This window comes from Jeotgalibacillus salarius, assembly GCF_004405125.1.
Taxonomy (GTDB): domain Bacteria; phylum Bacillota; class Bacilli; order Bacillales; family Jeotgalibacillaceae; genus Jeotgalibacillus; species Jeotgalibacillus salarius.
On sequence record NZ_SORX01000011.1, the window covers coordinates 76,993 to 92,481 of the forward strand.

Genomic DNA, 15,489 nt, shown 5'->3' on the forward strand with positions numbered 1-15,489 from the left:
TTTTAGATTTAGCTATGTTAAAGCCCAATGTTGTTTTTGCACAGCTGATGATTTGAGCGGAAGGGGCCATATGGGCTGGAGGTGACAGGTGAGACAGTCAGAGCCTGATTGGCTCATTGCCCGGCTGCGAGTCCCCTGAAACAGAAATCAATAGACAACTTCAAAAGAGCTTAGATTCAAACTGTATGAAATAGCTTCTTACTAAAAATAATATCAATTAACAAGTTTAAATTGTGTAAATAAGGGTATAATAATATAGTTAATTACCCTCGACAATAATACCTCTCAAACAACCAACACTTTTTAATACCGAAAGGGGACATATCATGCATTGGTATGAAAAATTAAGTGATTACTTTCCAGTAGAAGAAATGAAATCACGCGAACATATGGAAACGCTTTTAAAAGAACGAAGTGATATTTATCATAAAGATGAAGGTCCCAAACATGTACTAATGTTTGTTGAAACAGAAAATTTTATATTTATCGATTATTTATTTGTATCCGGCAGTGCAAGGGGAGAAGGGCTTGGCGGAAAGCTTATTGATAAATTGAAAGACAAAAATAAGCCAATCATTCTGGAAGTTGAACCTGTTGACTATGAAGATACTGATACTGAAAAACGGCTGCGCTTTTATAAAAGAGCAGGATTCCAGCACGCCACCTCAATCGGATATAACCGCCGTTCGTTAGCCACAAATGAAGTTAATTCTATGGAGATATTATACTGGGCTCCGGAAGATGAAAGTGAAGAATTAATTTATCAGGCAATGAAAAAAACGTACCAGGATATTCACACATATAAAGATACTAAATTTTATGGAGATGAATATGAACCTGTGGATCAGGTCCTGAAAAAAGATCGTGAAAATGCAGAAGATGTACTGAAAGAAATTTAGCATTTTCAATTAAAAGAATTTAAATGAGAATGAAATAAATGAATTGTTTAACTGATGTTTAATTGTATCGAAATCGGGAATAATGAGACTAGGACAGTATTATATATGCTTATATCACTTTAATATGACAATTTCGTTAAGGCTCTATTCAAATCCTACTTACTTGTGTATAATGAATTTAAGATATCTTTTTAAAACGATTTTAATCTAGAGATCAATTTGTTTAAGATATCGTTTGAAAAATTTTTTAATTGAGGGAGTGTGAATGGTTCATGGTAACGTTGTTCACTTCACCTAGCTGTACATCATGCAGGAAAGCTAAAGCCTGGTTGGAAGAACATGAGATTCCATATACAGAAAGAAATATCTTCTCTGAACCTTTAAGTATTGAGGAAATCAAAGAGGTACTTCGAATGACTGAAGATGGAACAGATGAGATTATTTCTACCAGATCGAAAATCTTTCAAAAACTGAACGTCGACTTAGAATCTCTGCCATTGCAGGACCTGTTCGAATTGATTCAGGAAAATCCGGGTCTTTTGAGACGTCCAATTATTATGGATGAGAAACGTCTTCAGGTTGGCTATAATGAAGATGAAATTCGAAGATTCCTGCCAAGAAAAGTACGTACTTTCCAGCTTCTTGAAGCACAAAAAATGGTTAATTAATTTTTAAGTCATATCTAATAACAAAGACTTGTCCCTTTTCAGTAATAGGACAAGTCTTTTTCTATAAGCTAAATGATAAGTAAATTTTAATATCTGATCAGATAACATCTAAATAATTCCGGACACTCATACTCATGTGCCGGGTGAGAACGACGTGACCCTTATGGCTTAATATGAGGAGTCTCGTGCTGTTGTGGTGTTAGAAAGCCGCAGACTTTTGTAAATGTCTGCAGCCTTCTTAATTTTCTCATTCTCCATTTCAGGTAAGCTTCACTGCTTGAAATAATTGATGTAATAGTCTACACTCAAATGACAATCAGCTAAATAATTAGACGCCATATAATTTCCCTTTATGGCAGAATTATCATACAATATAAGAGTAGAAAGATCACCCTATTCTTTGAGTAAGATTGTACTACCTATGACTAGGGGGGAGATTCCCTTCATCCAACACATAGGAAGGGAGAGTTGAAAGATGGAAATTGAACGCATTAATGATCACACTGTGAAATTCTATATTTCATACGGAGATATAGAGGACAGAGGTTTTGACAGAGAAGAAATCTGGTATAACCGGGATAAAAGTGAAGAGCTCTTCTGGGAAATGATGGATGAAGTTCATCAGGAAGAAGATTTCACTGTTGAAGGTCCACTTTGGATTCAGGTCCAGGCACTTGAAAAAGGTCTTGAAATCCTTGTAACAAAAGCTCAAGTAACTAAAGATGGTCAAAAGTTCGAACTGCCAATGCAGGATGATAAAAATGCTGCTGGACTTTCTAATCAAATTGAAGACTATCTTGACCAGCATTTTGATATGGAAGATGATCAGCAGGAAGACATGGAAATGAAGCTGGTTATTCGTTTTCATGATTTTGAAGATGTCATTTCACTATCAAAAAGGTTTGCTGGAGAAGACCGTTTAATAACAAAACTTTTCTCTTATGAAAACCACTATTACACGTATATTGAATTTCCGGAAAATCAGTTTGAAGAAGAAGACTTTGAAAACCTTTCAAGCTTATTATTTGAGTATGGAAAAGAATCAAACGTTACCGTGCACAGGCTTGAAGAGTATGGAAAAGTAATTATGAAAGAACAGGTATTCAACCAGGTCACACAATACTTCAGTTAATAGCCACTGTACTGTACGTTTCGAAACCATTTGGAGCTTACAGTACAGTTTTTTTTAAGGAGGAAAGTTATGCTCATTGCTGAAACACTTCAGGGAGATGCCGTATCATTATACTTAGAAAGGTATAACAGTAAAAGAATTGCCTCGCTTCGAAAACATGCTTATAGATGTCCGCTATGCAAATCCCCGGTAATATTGAAATCAGGTCAAAAAGTTATGCCTCATTTTGCTCACAAATCAATCGCACAATGTTCAGGTTTTTCCGAAGGAGAATCAAATGCACATCTAAATGCGAAGACTGAACTTAATAAGTGGTTTCAACTTCAATCTTTTTCGACAGAGCTTGAGAAATCATATGAGCCAATTCACAGAAGAACAGACATTAGTGTCAAATCCGGAAGACATGAATTCGCGGTTGAATTTCAGTGTTCAGTAATATCTTCTGAACTTCAACAAAAACGATCCTCAGATTATAGGGAAATGGGACTTATTCCATTTTGGTTATTACCTTCAGAGCTCCTCTCAAAATCAAATTTAGTAAAACTTACTCCATTTACCCAGCAATTCATTAAGTATTCCACATATCTGGATCAATATTTTTTAATTATGTATTCTGCCTCCAACCAATCTTTCACTGTGGTGGATCACATCATTCCTCTTAGTAAATCCTTATTTTATACCTCACGCTCTGTTTTCCCTCAGGATAAAGTAACCTTTCCTTCATTCCCTCTTTTATTAATGTCAGCTACAAAGGAAATGTATGATGTTCATGTGAAGATGAATGAAAAATGGATTTTAAATGTATTTAAATATCGAAGAAATATTAAAGACCCTTTGATGATAAGAATATATACGACTGGGAGTTCAGTTTTTCAGACACCTTCATGGGTGGGCCTTCTATTAAGAAGCAATATTTACTATTACTCTTCACCGATGGAGTGGCAACTATACTTATTTTTAGCGATGAAAAAATCTCAATTATTTTCCAGAGAGATACTTCTGGGAGAATTAAAAAAATTGATTGATCACCGCATAATCTTGAAAAGAACATTTCAAGAACCTTTGCCTATAAATTTTATAGACAAAACTGTTGATGAATTGTTAAAGCTCTTGATTATTTGTGATGTGGTAATAAAAAAAGGAGATGTATATACGCTTAAAATAAATAATGAAAGTGAAAATATATCAGCACAAAACAGAGCAGAAAAAGTAAGCGGGTTTCACAAAACCTTTATAAATAACATTTTGCAGGAATATAATAGAAGATAGTTGCAACTTTATTTAAAAAAAGAGAAAATAAAGAAAGTTCAAGTAATGATAGGGGGAGCAATATGTCTAGCCAGACGGTAAAAAAATTAAAAGAACGAAATGAAGTGCCGGAAGAATTAACGTGGAATTTAGAATTGGTTTTTGCAACAGATGAAGACTGGCATCAGGAATCTAAAGAGATTCTTGAAGAATCAAAGAAAGCAGAACAGATTAAAGGGACTTTAAGTGACAGTGCAGATTCCTTTTACAATGCGCTGCAGTTCCAGGATGCAGTGATGGAGCGTCTCGAGAGACTTTATACATATTCACATATGCGTCACGATCAGGACACAGGAAATTCAACTTATCAAGGCATGGACGACAGGGCTAAAAACATAGTTTCCCAGGTAAGTAGTGCATTTGCATTTATGCTGCCAGAAATTTTATCAATTGAAGAAGAAAAAATTGATGCATTTCTTGAAGAAAAGCCAGAACTCGAAACATACAGACATTCGCTTGAGGTTATCAATGCTCAAAGGCCGCACGTTTTAACTGCAGAAATGGAAGCGCTGTTAGCTGAAGCATCTGAGGTATTGAACGGATCCGCAAATACATTTGGTACGTTAAACAACGCAGACCTGACTTTCCCGACAATTAAAGATGAAAATGGAGAAGAAGTTGAAGTTACTCACGGGAGATTTATCAATTTTCTCGAGAGTGGTGACCAGCGTGTAAGGCGTGATGCGTTCAAAGCGGTATACGAAACATATGGCAAGTTCCGTAATACATTTGCTTCCACACTCGGCGGTCAAATTAAAAAAGATAATTTTTCTGCAAAAATCAGAAATTATCAATCTGCAAGACATGCTGCACTTTCAAACAACAGCATACCGGAAGATGTATATGAAAATCTTGTTGGGACAATCAATAAAAATCTTCATCTTCTTCATCGTTATGTAAAATTGCGTAAAAAGGTACTAGGACTTGATGAATTGCATATGTATGATCTTTATACACCTTTGATTAAGGATGCAGCGATGAAGGTATCTTACGATGAAGCCAAGCAATTGATGGTAGATGGATTAAAGCCGCTTGGAACTGAATATCGCAATGTGCTGGAAGAGGGCTTGTCCAACAGATGGGTGGACGTTGAAGAAAACAAAGGAAAAAGAAGCGGTGCATATTCATCTGGTGCTTTTGGGACTAATCCTTACATTCTGATGAACTGGCAGGATAACGTAAATAACCTGTTCACACTTGCGCATGAATTTGGGCATAGTGTGCACAGCTACTACTCAAGAGCAAATCAGCCGTACCATGACAGCGGATATTCTATTTTCGTAGCTGAGGTTGCATCAACATGTAACGAAGCATTGCTGAATGATCACCTGCTGGAAACAATCGATGATGAGAAAAAACGTCTGTATATTCTTAATAATTTCCTCGAAGGCTTCAGAGGCACAGTTTTCAGACAAACAATGTTTGCTGAATTTGAACATAAAATTCATCAAATGGCACAAGAAGGAGAAGCACTTACTGCGGACTCTTTGACGAAAGAATACTATGCATTAAATAAGAAATATTTTGGTGATGAGCTGATTGTGGATGAAGAAATAGGGCTTGAATGGGCAAGAATCCCTCATTTCTACTACAATTACTACGTTTATCAATATGCGACAGGATATAGTGCTGCTACTGCGTTGAGTAAGAAGATTCTTGACGAAGGTGAACCGGCGGTAGAAGAGTACATTAATAAGTTTCTGAAGGCGGGCAGCTCAGACTATCCAATTGAAGTACTTAAAAAAGCAGGAGTAGATATGACAACTGCTCAGCCAATAGAAGAGGCGTGTAAAGTTTTTGAAGAGAAGCTGAATGAAATGGAAGCATTGTTAGAAAAATAAGTGTAACCATTCTATATTTGGCTTAACGGGTGATTAAAGCAGCTTGAACCGCCTCATGGCCGTTTATCCGTGTGTACGGGAAAAGAAAATTTGCAGTTGATTTTTTAATAAAAGCGAATAGAAAAAAAGCAGGTCTACGTTTATCCCCTGGAAAACGACTGACCTGCTTTTTTATTTTCCTCTGAATCGCCGTGGGTGATAAAATGTCCACAGTAATGCAGTAATTGCTGTGAATAGAAATAGAGAAGACAGCGTAACTGAATAAATTTCCATCAAGGCAAATAAATGATAGACGAAAGCTGATGGAATAAGTACAAATATTAAGATCATCCTTAAAAACTTCATACTAAGTGCCTCCTGTAGATATTTATATGATTTTCAAACAGTTTTAGACCCAATTTACTTGTCACACTTGTAAATACATGATAAGATGAGGGTGTGAAATTGATCACATACAAACATATACCCCTTTGTTTGACCGTGAAAAATTTCTCCCATCCCCTTTGTTCGTAAGAAAAGGCCCTCACATTTGTGAGGGCCTTTTCGTTATGAAAGATTAAAAGATATAACGCCAAAAAGTACCATTAGATGCTTCGATTTTTTCTACTTTCTTATTAAACATCAACTTTTTTAATATCTTTTCTGCTTCTTTTAATGAGAGGTCATAAACTTCGGCTACTTCTACAGTAGCTGCTATTTTAAATCTTATTAAAAATTCCTCAACAGAGGGAAGCTCTTTTTTTGAAGGCTTAGTTTCAAGCATTTGTTCAACAATTTGAGAATAAATATCATATGGATATAACCCATCTACTTTAATTCCTTCATCCTCAATGTTTTCGTTAAAGAAAACTAAAGTAGGTGTACTATGAACTTCCATTTCACTGGCGATTTTAACGTCACATTGAAAAGCTTTTGAAGCTGTTGCAGAATGCATGTCATGAGTAAATTCATCCAGGTCAAGCCTGGACTTTTCAGCACATTGCAACAGTACGTCGTAGTCAGAAATATTTTTTTGTTCTACGAATAGTTGTTCCTGTATAGATCTTAGAAATCTGCTGCCTGCTTTTTTCCCTTGCATTTCAGCTGCTTTCACCGCAACAGAGGCAAGAAAAGGGGATTCAACAGGATTTTTCATCCATAGACTTCCGTCGCAGGGCATTCCTGATTTCTTAGCAGTTTCATCCCATGACTTGGCAATTTCTTAGCAGTTTCATCCCATGACTTGGCAATTTCTTTGCGTTTCTTTTCAGTCTGACAATTTAGTGTGTCAAGACTGCTGCTTAAAATATGCTTAATTCGTACATATGGTTCGTATTCTAATAATAGCTTCTTAATTTTCGGCTCCAGAGCCCAGCAATCTGAGCTTAGCGGATCGATAAATAAATAAATTTCCAGAGGCTTTTGATCTTGGTTATACCAGCTGGCATCTGTCCATTTTTTTGCGCTCAACATTGATCACCTTCATCATATTCAGGAGTGTTAACCATATGCTTAGCTGTCAGTGACAGCCGATAATACAAAGCATCCCGCAGTTCTCCTTCAAGTCCGGTTTCATCCATCGCTGCATCCATGCAATTTAACCATGCTTCGGCTCGTGAGGGTGTAATTTCATGTGGGATGTGTCTGGCCCTTAACATCGGATGACCGTGCTCCTCGGTGTAGTGCTGGGGTCCTCCAAGGTATTGTGTGAGAAACTGCTTTTGTTTGCGTGCAGTTTCAGTGAGATCTTCAGGAAAAATAGATTTAAGCTTCGGGTGATTGCCAACTCTTGTATAAAAAGCGTGAATGAGTTCAGTCAGTTTAGCTTCACCAATGATATCGTATGGTGTTTTAGTCTGTTCAGTCATAATAAAACCCCTTTACGCTCGTAGTTCGAATGTATAACTATTGTAGCAACAGACATTTCATTTCTCAAATACTTCGCTTCCAAATAAAAAAACGCCTGGAATCAGACGTTTTAAGACGTGTACGTATCCATCACCTTACGCACATAATTTGTCGTTTCTTTGAATGGTGGAATCCCATTATATTTATCTACATTACCAGGTCCTGCATTGTAGGCTGCCAAAGCAAGTTTAGGGTCCTGATTATATTTGTTCAGCATGTCACGCAGGTATTTGACGCCTCCCTGGACGTTTTCTGAAGGATCAAATATGTTTTTCACACCAAGCCACTTAGCGGTTCCAGGCATGAGCTGCATCAGACCAGATGCTCCTGCGTGACTGACTGCATCCGGATTAAAGTTGGATTCATGCTGAATGACTGACCTGACTAATTTTTCAGGTACTTGATATTTTTCTGAAGCTGCTTTAATGATTTCATCCAGTGGCTGAGCTGCTTTGCTTTTAACTTCAGCAGCCTGCATCGTTGTTTCAATAGGTGACTGTACAATAGGTGATTGCATTGACAGTGTATTCTGCAGCTTATGCTGTTCGACCAGGCTTGCTACAGATCCAAGCTCATTAGGGTTGGCTTCCATACTTTGCTGCATGAGCTGAAAGAAATCCTGCGTGCTCTTTTCAGGGTTTTGAGAACCTAATGTTCGCATTGCCTGCATTTCCATCATTTTGTTTAAAGCATTAATATTCATGAATTTCCTCCTTCACGATTTTGCATGAGGCGGGCTTTATAAAACCTTTTAATTTTATTATCGGTTTCTCTTACCGGAATTTTGTAGGACGTAAGTAATGATAAAAATATTTCTTTGCCTGCTTCGTACGAAGAGACTTCATATTCCAGTTCGTAATCCTCGTTGCCCAGATATGTACTATGATCAAGTACTAATAAACCATTTTTGTATGCAGTTTCAGATCTCCTTGTTTGGAGTGAGCCGAAATGAATCATTTCCTGCTGAGGTATGTTCATCAGTTTGAGCATATCAGATACTTCCCCGCCAATCAGGCCGCCTCCTGAAAGCATATCATCCAGATCGAGTTTGCTGATTTTCTGGTGAGTCTCCAGTATTCCTTCATCTACAGGCTGTTTTAACGTAAGCATTAGCGTACCGTTTTTTTCACGAACACGTAACGCGGAACGTGCTTCTTTCAGGTGGAATAATGGTGTGTCAAAATAATGATTAATCTGGTTCATTGGTTCATGCATTTTAAAATCTGAATAGAGTTGCTGATATTCGTATTCTGTCAGCAGATTTTTGAATTCAATTTCAAGCTCTTGAGACATGATAAACGCCCCTTTACATTAATAATCATATTATGGATGGTTTTACACAAAACTGCAATGGGAACGTGTAAGGCAAGAGGCTCTATGGTAAAATATAAGGGTAACAATAGATTGAGAAAACCTGAGTTAGACAAACTGACGGGGTGATGCTGATGAATTGGGAAGCTTTTCTGGAGCCATATAAACAGGCTGTAGATGAATTGAAAATTAAATTTAAAGGAATGAGAACACAATTTGAGCTCGAACAGACTCATTCACCGATTGAATTCGTCACGGGCAGGGTAAAACCGATTGGAAGTATTATAGATAAAGCGAGAGAGAAAAACCTTTCGCAAGATCAGCTTGCTTATCAGGTACAGGACATCGCCGGTCTCCGGATGATGTGTCAGTTTGTAGATGATATAGAAAAAGTAGTAAAGCTGCTGAGGCAGAGAAAAGACTTTATGATCGTAGAAGAGAAAGATTATATCTCTCACAAAAAATCAAGCGGTTATCGATCATATCATATGGTTATTGAATACCCTGTGCAAACAATTGGTGGGGAAAAAAAGATTTTAGCGGAAATTCAGATCAGAACCCTTGCAATGAATTTCTGGGCTACGATTGAGCATTCGCTGAATTATAAATATCAGGGGCAATTCCCGGAGGATATCCAAAACCGTCTTCAGCGGGCAGCAGAAGCTGCTTTCAGACTCGATGAAGAAATGTCTGAGATCAGAGAAGAAATTCAGGAAGCACAAGTATTTTTTCAAAAGAAAAAAGAGACTGGAAATCAGCATAAGGACAATCATAGAAATGGCTGGAGTCAAGGAGGGACAAAATGAAATTTGCAATTACGTCTAAAGGTGACGCGAAGTCCAATGCGCTCATGCACAAAATGCGGACATATTTAAAAGATTTTAATTTGGAATACGATGAGAAAGAACCTGAAATCGTAATCTCAGTTGGTGGTGACGGTACACTGCTTTACGCTTTTCACCGTTACAGTTCCCGTCTGTCCAAAACTGCATTTGTCGGTGTACATACTGGTCACCTGGGCTTTTATGCCGACTGGGTACCTGATGAAATTGAAAAACTTGTCATTGCAATTGCGAAAACTCCTTATCAGATTATTGAATATCCACTCATGGAAACAATCATCCGTTATAAAAACGGCGGTCGTGAAACACGTTATTTAGCATTGAATGAATCTACAGTTAAAAGTGTAGACGGAACGCTAGTAATGGATGTAGAAATAAGGGGACAGCATTTTGAGGTATTCAGAGGAGACGGGTTGTGCCTTTCAACACCATCAGGATCAACCGCTTATAACAAAGCACTCGGAGGAGCCATTATCCATCCATCCCTGCCTTCAATTCAATTGGCTGAAATGGCCTCAATCAATAACAGGGTATTCAGAACGGTAGGTTCACCTTTAATTATGCCCGCACACCATACTTGCATGCTTAAACCGGTAAATCGATCAGATTTCATGATTACAATTGATCATTTAACACTCGTTCATAAAGATGTGAAGTCAATTCAATATCGTGTTGCGGATGAAAAAATCAGATTTGCCAGGTTCAGACCGTTTCCGTTCTGGAAAAGAGTGCATGACTCATTTATCGATGGATAACCGCTTAATGATGGAATGGACCGTTGAAGTCGAAGAACAGGAAATGTTGTTGAGGGAGTTCGTCGGTCTGAAAGGAATATCGAAAAGAGGACTGACTGCAATCAAATATGAAGGCGGTGGACTTTTTCTGAATGGAGAGGAAGTCACAGTCAGAAAAAAAATACAGCCTGGTGACACCGTTAAAATTTATTTCCCTGAAGAAACGAGAAGTGGATCACTGGTTTCGGAAAATCTTGGTCTGGAAGTTTTATATGAAGATCAATGGCTGATCGTTGTTAATAAACCTGCTGGTATGAACACGATCCCATCCAGAGATAAACCCCGGGGGTCACTCGCAAATGGATTGGCGGGTTATTTTGACTACCACCAGATCGCTGCGGGTGTTCATATTGCTACAAGACTTGATAAAGATACTTCAGGTGTTGTACTGGCAGCCAAATATGCGCATGTTCATCATTTGCTAAGTGAAATGCAAAAATTAAACCAGATCAGCAGGGAGTATACCGCGATAGCAGAGGGTAATGTATTATTGGATGAAGGTACAATCAATCAGCCAATTTCACGTGATCCATCCAGCATTATTACCAGAATTGTAGATGCTGAGGGTCAAAGAGCAGTTACCCATTATAAAAAGGTTGCTGCAGGTCATGCGCATACAATGTTATCTTTCCAGCTTGAGACTGGAAGAACACATCAGATCCGGGTTCATACTTCATGGCTCGGTCATCCGCTGGCAGGTGACGATCTTTATGGTGGGGAAGTAAGATTTATCAACAGACAGGCCCTGCATTGCCGGAAGCTTATGCTGCATCATCCTGTTACAGGTGAGGAACTTGAAGTCGTATCACCATTGCCCGATGACATAAAGGAACTGAAAAAAAACGTTGGCATGAATGGATGACATTCATGCCATATCACTGTCTCTGAACTTTTCTGGATGGTAAACCATTGAAGATTTGACTGAGACAGTTTTCATTTCTGGATATCTCAATGCTGTTAACATATTGCCGAAAACAGCACCGGTATCAATATTAACTGTGCGATTTTTGAATCTGGCTTCATGAACCGGTGTATGACCGTACACTACCCATGGTTTTCCTTTGTAGTGTCGGGCCCAATCTCTTCTGACAGGTAATCCTTTATCATTTTTCTCTCCTGTAATATCACCATACAAGACAAAAACTGTTACGCGCTTATTTAATTGTCCAATATCTTCTTCTCTGATCCCAGCATGAGCAATGACAAGACGTTTATGATCGAGCACATGGTAAAGTGGGGCTTTTTCATACAACGAAATAAACTGTTCAGTGACCAGTTTCCTTTGATCAGCTGATAATTGCTCCAATTCTGCGGCAGTTGTTTCCAACCCGTGAATTAATTTTACGTTATTTCCTTTTAAGTATCGATAAAGCTTATTACAATGGTTACCCGGGACGTAATAAGCACCTTGTTCTTCAACTAAGGAATATACTATTTTTATGATGCTGATTGAATCGGGTCCCCTGTCTGTCAGGTCACCAACGAAAGCGAGTTTGCGTCCTCCTGTGTGTACTGGTAATCCGGATTCCCATGAATACCCGAGCTTTTTTGTTAAAGAAACAAATTCTTTAAGGCAGCCGTGTATATCACCTATAATGTCGATTTTCATATAGACCCCCTAAAAGGTGTGAATAATTGATTGACTTATATTAAAGTAACAGTTATCAATAATGTGAATGAATATGCTACTTAATATTTCACAGTTTACCACCAATACGGATAAAATATCACTTGTAGTTTTTTAAAAATGAAGGCTTTATTAAAGTTCAGTGTTGATGATGCACAGCTGATGATTGAAGCGAATGGCCGTGACTCATACGCCGGGCTGCGGAAAGCATCTGCCTGAAGCGGAAATGATAACATAGCCAAACTGAAAGGAGTGTGGATGAAGTGGCTGAACAGGAATTTGAAAGAGAAACAGGTATGGTCGATGAAACATATTTGGTAAGAGCACTGGAGAATAATGAGTTTGATATTTTCAGAGATGAATACTTTAATCTGCACCCTTATGATCGTGCACAATTTTATTTCAAATTAAATCCGGAGCTTCGTGTAAAGATATATGAATATTTATCTCCTGAGGAAATGGGAGAAATCATCGAAAATATTGATGCAGATGATGAAGATTATGAACCGCTTTTTGCAGAGATGAATGCGCAGTATGCTGCTGACACTTTATCACGGATGTATACGGATGATGCAGTTGACGTGTTAAATGAGTTAACTAAGGATCAGGCAGCAAGTTATTTAACAATCATGGATCAGGAATCGGCTAAAGAAATTAAAAACCTTCTTCATTATGAAGAATACACTGCCGGTTCGATTATGACCACTGAATTTATTTCTATACCGGAGCACTCAACAGTCAGATCCGCAATGGCGATTTTAAGAAATAAAGCACCTGACGCTGAAACGATTTATTACACTTTCGTTATAAATGAAGATAGAAAGCTGGTAGGTGTTGTGTCTTTAAGAGACCTCATTACGTCTGAAGAAGACAGGCTGATTAAAGAAATCATGTCAGACAGAGTCGTCTCAGTTTCCGTGAGTGAAGATCAGGAAAATGCTGCGAGAATGATGAAAGATTATGATTTCCTGGCACTGCCGGTCGTTGATTTTCAACAGCATTTGCTGGGGATCATTACAGTAGATGATATCATTGACGTTCTGGATGAAGAAGCATCGGATGATTATTCAAAGCTCGCAGGGGTTTCAGATATGGATTCGCGTGACCGTACACCTTTGAGAGCTGCGAAGAAACGTCTGCCCTGGCTTATTGCACTATTATTTTTAGGTATGCTGACAGCTAATTTAATCGGCAGTTTTGAAGATACCCTTGAACAGGTAGCAATCCTGGCTGTATTTATTCCGCTCATAGCGGGTATGGCAGGTAACACCGGTACACAGGCTCTGGCCGTTGCAGTCAGAAGTATTGCAACCGGGGATATTAAAGACGAAAGTAAAATGAAATTGATCATGAGGGAAGCGGGCACAGGTTTAATTACAGGGACGGTTTGCGGCATACTTGTGACCGGCATTGTGTATTTCTGGCAGGGATCTTTTTTTCTCGGTTTACTTGTCGGATTCTCAATTTTTGCTTCACTAATTGTTGCGACATTGGCAGGCTCACTCGTGCCGCTTATTATGCATAGATTTAACATCGATCCTGCTGTTGCTTCAGGCCCATTCATCACAACGATCAATGATATTATCAGTATTTTAATTTATTTCGGTATTGCAACGACGTTTATGGGGTACTTAACTTAACTAATATGAGGTTGGGACCCAGCCTCATATTTATATTGCCAGTTTTCGATGAGATGTGTTAAGTTAGTATCAGGTACTAATAACTTGTTCTATACAAGGAGGACAATATGAGCTTATCACTTAAAGGTAAAACAATTGTTGTAATGGGCGTTGCGAATAAAAGAAGTATTGCCTGGGGCATTGCAAGATCATTAGATGAAGCTGGAGCAAATTTAGTTTTTACATATGCAGGTGAACGTTTTGAAAAGCCTGTACGGGACCTTGTCAGTACACTAAAAGGTAATCATGAATTAATTCTTCCTTGCGACATTACAAATGATGAAGAGATTAAATCATGCTTTGAAACGATTAAAGAAAAAGCCGGTACGATTCACGGTTTTGCTCACTGTATTGCATTTGCTGCAAAGGAAGACCTGCAGGGTGAGTATTTAAGCACGAATCGCGATAACTTTCTTCTTGCGCATAACATCAGTTCATACTCACTGACAGCCATTGCAAAAGAAGCCCGTCCACTTATGACTGAAGGCGGGAGTATTGTTACACTGACTTATCTTGGTGGAGAACGCGTTCTTCCAAACTATAATGTAATGGGTGTTGCAAAAGCCTCACTTGATGCAAGCGTCCGCTACCTAGCAAGTGACTTAGGAAAAGATAACATCCGCGTGAACTCGATTTCTGCAGGACCAATCAGAACATTATCAGCTAAAGGAATTAACGATTTCAATTCAATTCTTAAAGAAATTGAAGAAAAAGCACCGCTCAGAAGAAATACAACACCTGAAGAAGTGGGGGACACCGCTGCATTCCTATTCAGCGATTATTCCCGTGGATTAACTGGTGAAAATCTGCATGTGGATTCAGGTTATCATATTGTAGGTTAACAAAAAGGCTTATCAGCTAGTGCTGATAAGCTTTTTTTGAATAATATTCTTAAACAATCATATACTCAACTACTACAAGTTAAAGGGAGTGAGGTATTGCACAAAAAGGGGCGTCCGCTTCTTTATGTCAACCAGCCTGAGTTTCCTGAAATAAAGCCTGTTATGCAGCATTATTTTCAGGCACCTTCAAGTCAGGAAAAAACACCTGTCAAAAAAACAAAAGTTCAGCCATTAGGATATGTGGAAGAAGTTGAGCTTGAAAAGCCTTTGAAGGAAAACGAGACTGTAAAAGAAAAGTCTTTCATGTTTAAAGAATTGAAACCATTTAAGAAAATGACACTTCAGGAAAAAGTAGATTATTTACTATCATTTGAAGGACGTAAAGCACCTTTTCAGTGCAGATTTATTAAAGATGATGGAAGCGAAATTTCGGGAGTAGTAACTAGAAGAGATCATCAGAAAATCTTGATCCGTACGCTTAAGGGAGAAGAAGCAGACCTTAATAAGAATGACTTAGTCGATATTCAAATCTATTGATAGTCATTTTCAATGAATGAAACTCACCAACAGCAAACAAAAAAGACATCCTAAAAAAGGATGTCTTTTTTCAGGTTGTTGAATTTCATAAGCCGTGCCGGATCATTCCTTCGCTTTCCGCG

The 15,489-nt window shown here is 38.2% G+C and carries 16 protein-coding genes and 1 pseudogene; 11 read left to right on the plus strand and 6 right to left on the minus strand.

Annotated features, from left to right (window positions below; translation table 11 throughout):
- The first annotated feature begins 326 nt into the window (after positions 1 to 326).
- The 5 genes from E2626_RS15055 (at position 327) to pepF (ending at position 5,848) form a co-directional block, all read left to right on the plus strand.
- Positions 327 to 899 carry a GNAT family N-acetyltransferase gene (locus tag E2626_RS15055; protein ID WP_134382634.1) on the plus strand — a complete coding sequence of 191 codons (573 nt, stop codon included), beginning with the start codon at positions 327 to 329 and terminating at the stop codon, positions 897 to 899.
- A gap of 272 nt (positions 900 to 1,171) precedes the next feature.
- Positions 1,172 to 1,567, plus strand: coding sequence for a transcriptional regulator SpxA (gene spxA / locus E2626_RS15060; RefSeq protein ID WP_039808451.1), 396 nt, complete (start codon positions 1,172 to 1,174; stop codon positions 1,565 to 1,567).
- A 475-nt stretch (positions 1,568 to 2,042) separates the two neighbouring features.
- On the plus strand, positions 2,043 to 2,699 hold the full coding sequence (gene mecA, locus E2626_RS15065) for an adaptor protein MecA (RefSeq protein WP_134382636.1): 657 nt from the start codon (positions 2,043 to 2,045) through the stop codon (positions 2,697 to 2,699).
- Positions 2,700 to 2,768: 69 nt separating this feature from the next.
- Positions 2,769 to 3,968, plus strand: coding sequence for a competence protein CoiA (locus E2626_RS15070; protein WP_134382638.1), 1,200 nt, complete (start codon positions 2,769 to 2,771; stop codon positions 3,966 to 3,968).
- A gap of 62 nt (positions 3,969 to 4,030) precedes the next feature.
- Positions 4,031 to 5,848 carry an oligoendopeptidase F gene (pepF, locus tag E2626_RS15075; RefSeq protein WP_134382640.1) on the plus strand — a complete coding sequence of 606 codons (1,818 nt, stop codon included), beginning with the start codon at positions 4,031 to 4,033 and terminating at the stop codon, positions 5,846 to 5,848.
- 171 nt (positions 5,849 to 6,019) lie between these two features.
- On the opposite strand, the gene E2626_RS17285 is transcribed toward pepF, so the two are convergent.
- From E2626_RS17285 to E2626_RS15095, 5 genes and pseudogenes are all read right to left on the minus strand, one after another.
- A complete protein-coding gene (locus E2626_RS17285; RefSeq protein ID WP_166786847.1) occupies positions 6,020 to 6,193 on the minus strand; it encodes a hypothetical protein in 174 nt (57 codons plus the stop codon).
- Between the two features lie 211 nt (positions 6,194 to 6,404).
- Positions 6,405 to 7,300, minus strand: a pseudogene (locus E2626_RS15080) (ClpXP adapter SpxH family protein).
- The gene (locus E2626_RS15085) at positions 7,294 to 7,695 is read right to left on the minus strand and encodes a globin domain-containing protein (protein ID WP_134382642.1); all 402 of its coding nucleotides are present in this window, start codon (positions 7,693 to 7,695) and stop codon (positions 7,294 to 7,296) included. Before E2626_RS15085 ends, E2626_RS15080 begins: the two are co-directional and overlap by 7 nt.
- Before the next feature lie 110 nt (positions 7,696 to 7,805).
- Positions 7,806 to 8,438 (minus strand): lytic transglycosylase domain-containing protein, encoded by a 633-nt coding sequence (locus tag E2626_RS17505; protein WP_134382644.1) that lies wholly within the window; start codon positions 8,436 to 8,438, stop codon positions 7,806 to 7,808.
- Positions 8,435 to 9,028: a CYTH domain-containing protein gene (locus tag E2626_RS15095; RefSeq protein ID WP_134382646.1), complete on the minus strand. Its 594-nt coding sequence runs from the start codon at positions 9,026 to 9,028 to the stop codon at positions 8,435 to 8,437. The genes E2626_RS17505 and E2626_RS15095 overlap by 4 nt, the downstream gene beginning before the upstream one ends.
- A gap of 149 nt (positions 9,029 to 9,177) precedes the next feature.
- Between E2626_RS15095 and yjbM the strand changes: the two genes are divergently transcribed.
- Genes yjbM through E2626_RS15110 form a run of 3 tightly spaced genes read left to right on the plus strand, consistent with a single transcriptional unit; the run spans position 9,178 to position 11,544 of the window.
- A complete protein-coding gene (gene yjbM, locus E2626_RS15100) occupies positions 9,178 to 9,852 on the plus strand; it encodes a GTP diphosphokinase (protein ID WP_134382675.1) in 675 nt (224 codons plus the stop codon).
- Positions 9,849 to 10,643, plus strand: coding sequence for an NAD kinase (locus E2626_RS15105; protein ID WP_134382648.1), 795 nt, complete (start codon positions 9,849 to 9,851; stop codon positions 10,641 to 10,643). The genes yjbM and E2626_RS15105 overlap by 4 nt, the downstream gene beginning before the upstream one ends.
- On the plus strand, positions 10,621 to 11,544 hold the full coding sequence (locus tag E2626_RS15110) for an RluA family pseudouridine synthase (RefSeq protein WP_244094351.1): 924 nt from the start codon (positions 10,621 to 10,623) through the stop codon (positions 11,542 to 11,544). Before E2626_RS15105 ends, E2626_RS15110 begins: the two co-directional genes overlap by 23 nt.
- A 3-nt stretch (positions 11,545 to 11,547) precedes the next feature.
- Here E2626_RS15110 and prpE read toward each other — a convergent pair whose 3' ends face one another.
- On the minus strand, positions 11,548 to 12,291 hold the full coding sequence (prpE, locus tag E2626_RS15115; protein ID WP_134382650.1) for a bis(5'-nucleosyl)-tetraphosphatase PrpE: 744 nt from the start codon (positions 12,289 to 12,291) through the stop codon (positions 11,548 to 11,550).
- Positions 12,292 to 12,605: 314 nt separating this feature from the next.
- Between prpE and mgtE the strand changes: the two genes are divergently transcribed.
- From mgtE to E2626_RS15130, 3 genes are all read left to right on the plus strand, one after another.
- On the plus strand, positions 12,606 to 13,949 hold the full coding sequence (gene mgtE / locus E2626_RS15120; RefSeq protein ID WP_134382679.1) for a magnesium transporter: 1,344 nt from the start codon (positions 12,606 to 12,608) through the stop codon (positions 13,947 to 13,949).
- A gap of 107 nt (positions 13,950 to 14,056) precedes the next feature.
- Positions 14,057 to 14,830, plus strand: a complete 774-nt coding sequence (gene fabI, locus E2626_RS15125) for an enoyl-ACP reductase FabI (protein ID WP_134382652.1) — start codon at positions 14,057 to 14,059, stop codon at positions 14,828 to 14,830.
- A 96-nt stretch (positions 14,831 to 14,926) separates the two neighbouring features.
- A complete protein-coding gene (locus E2626_RS15130; RefSeq protein WP_134382654.1) occupies positions 14,927 to 15,367 on the plus strand; it encodes a CotO family spore coat protein in 441 nt (146 codons plus the stop codon).
- Positions 15,368 to 15,489: the final 122 nt, after the last annotated feature.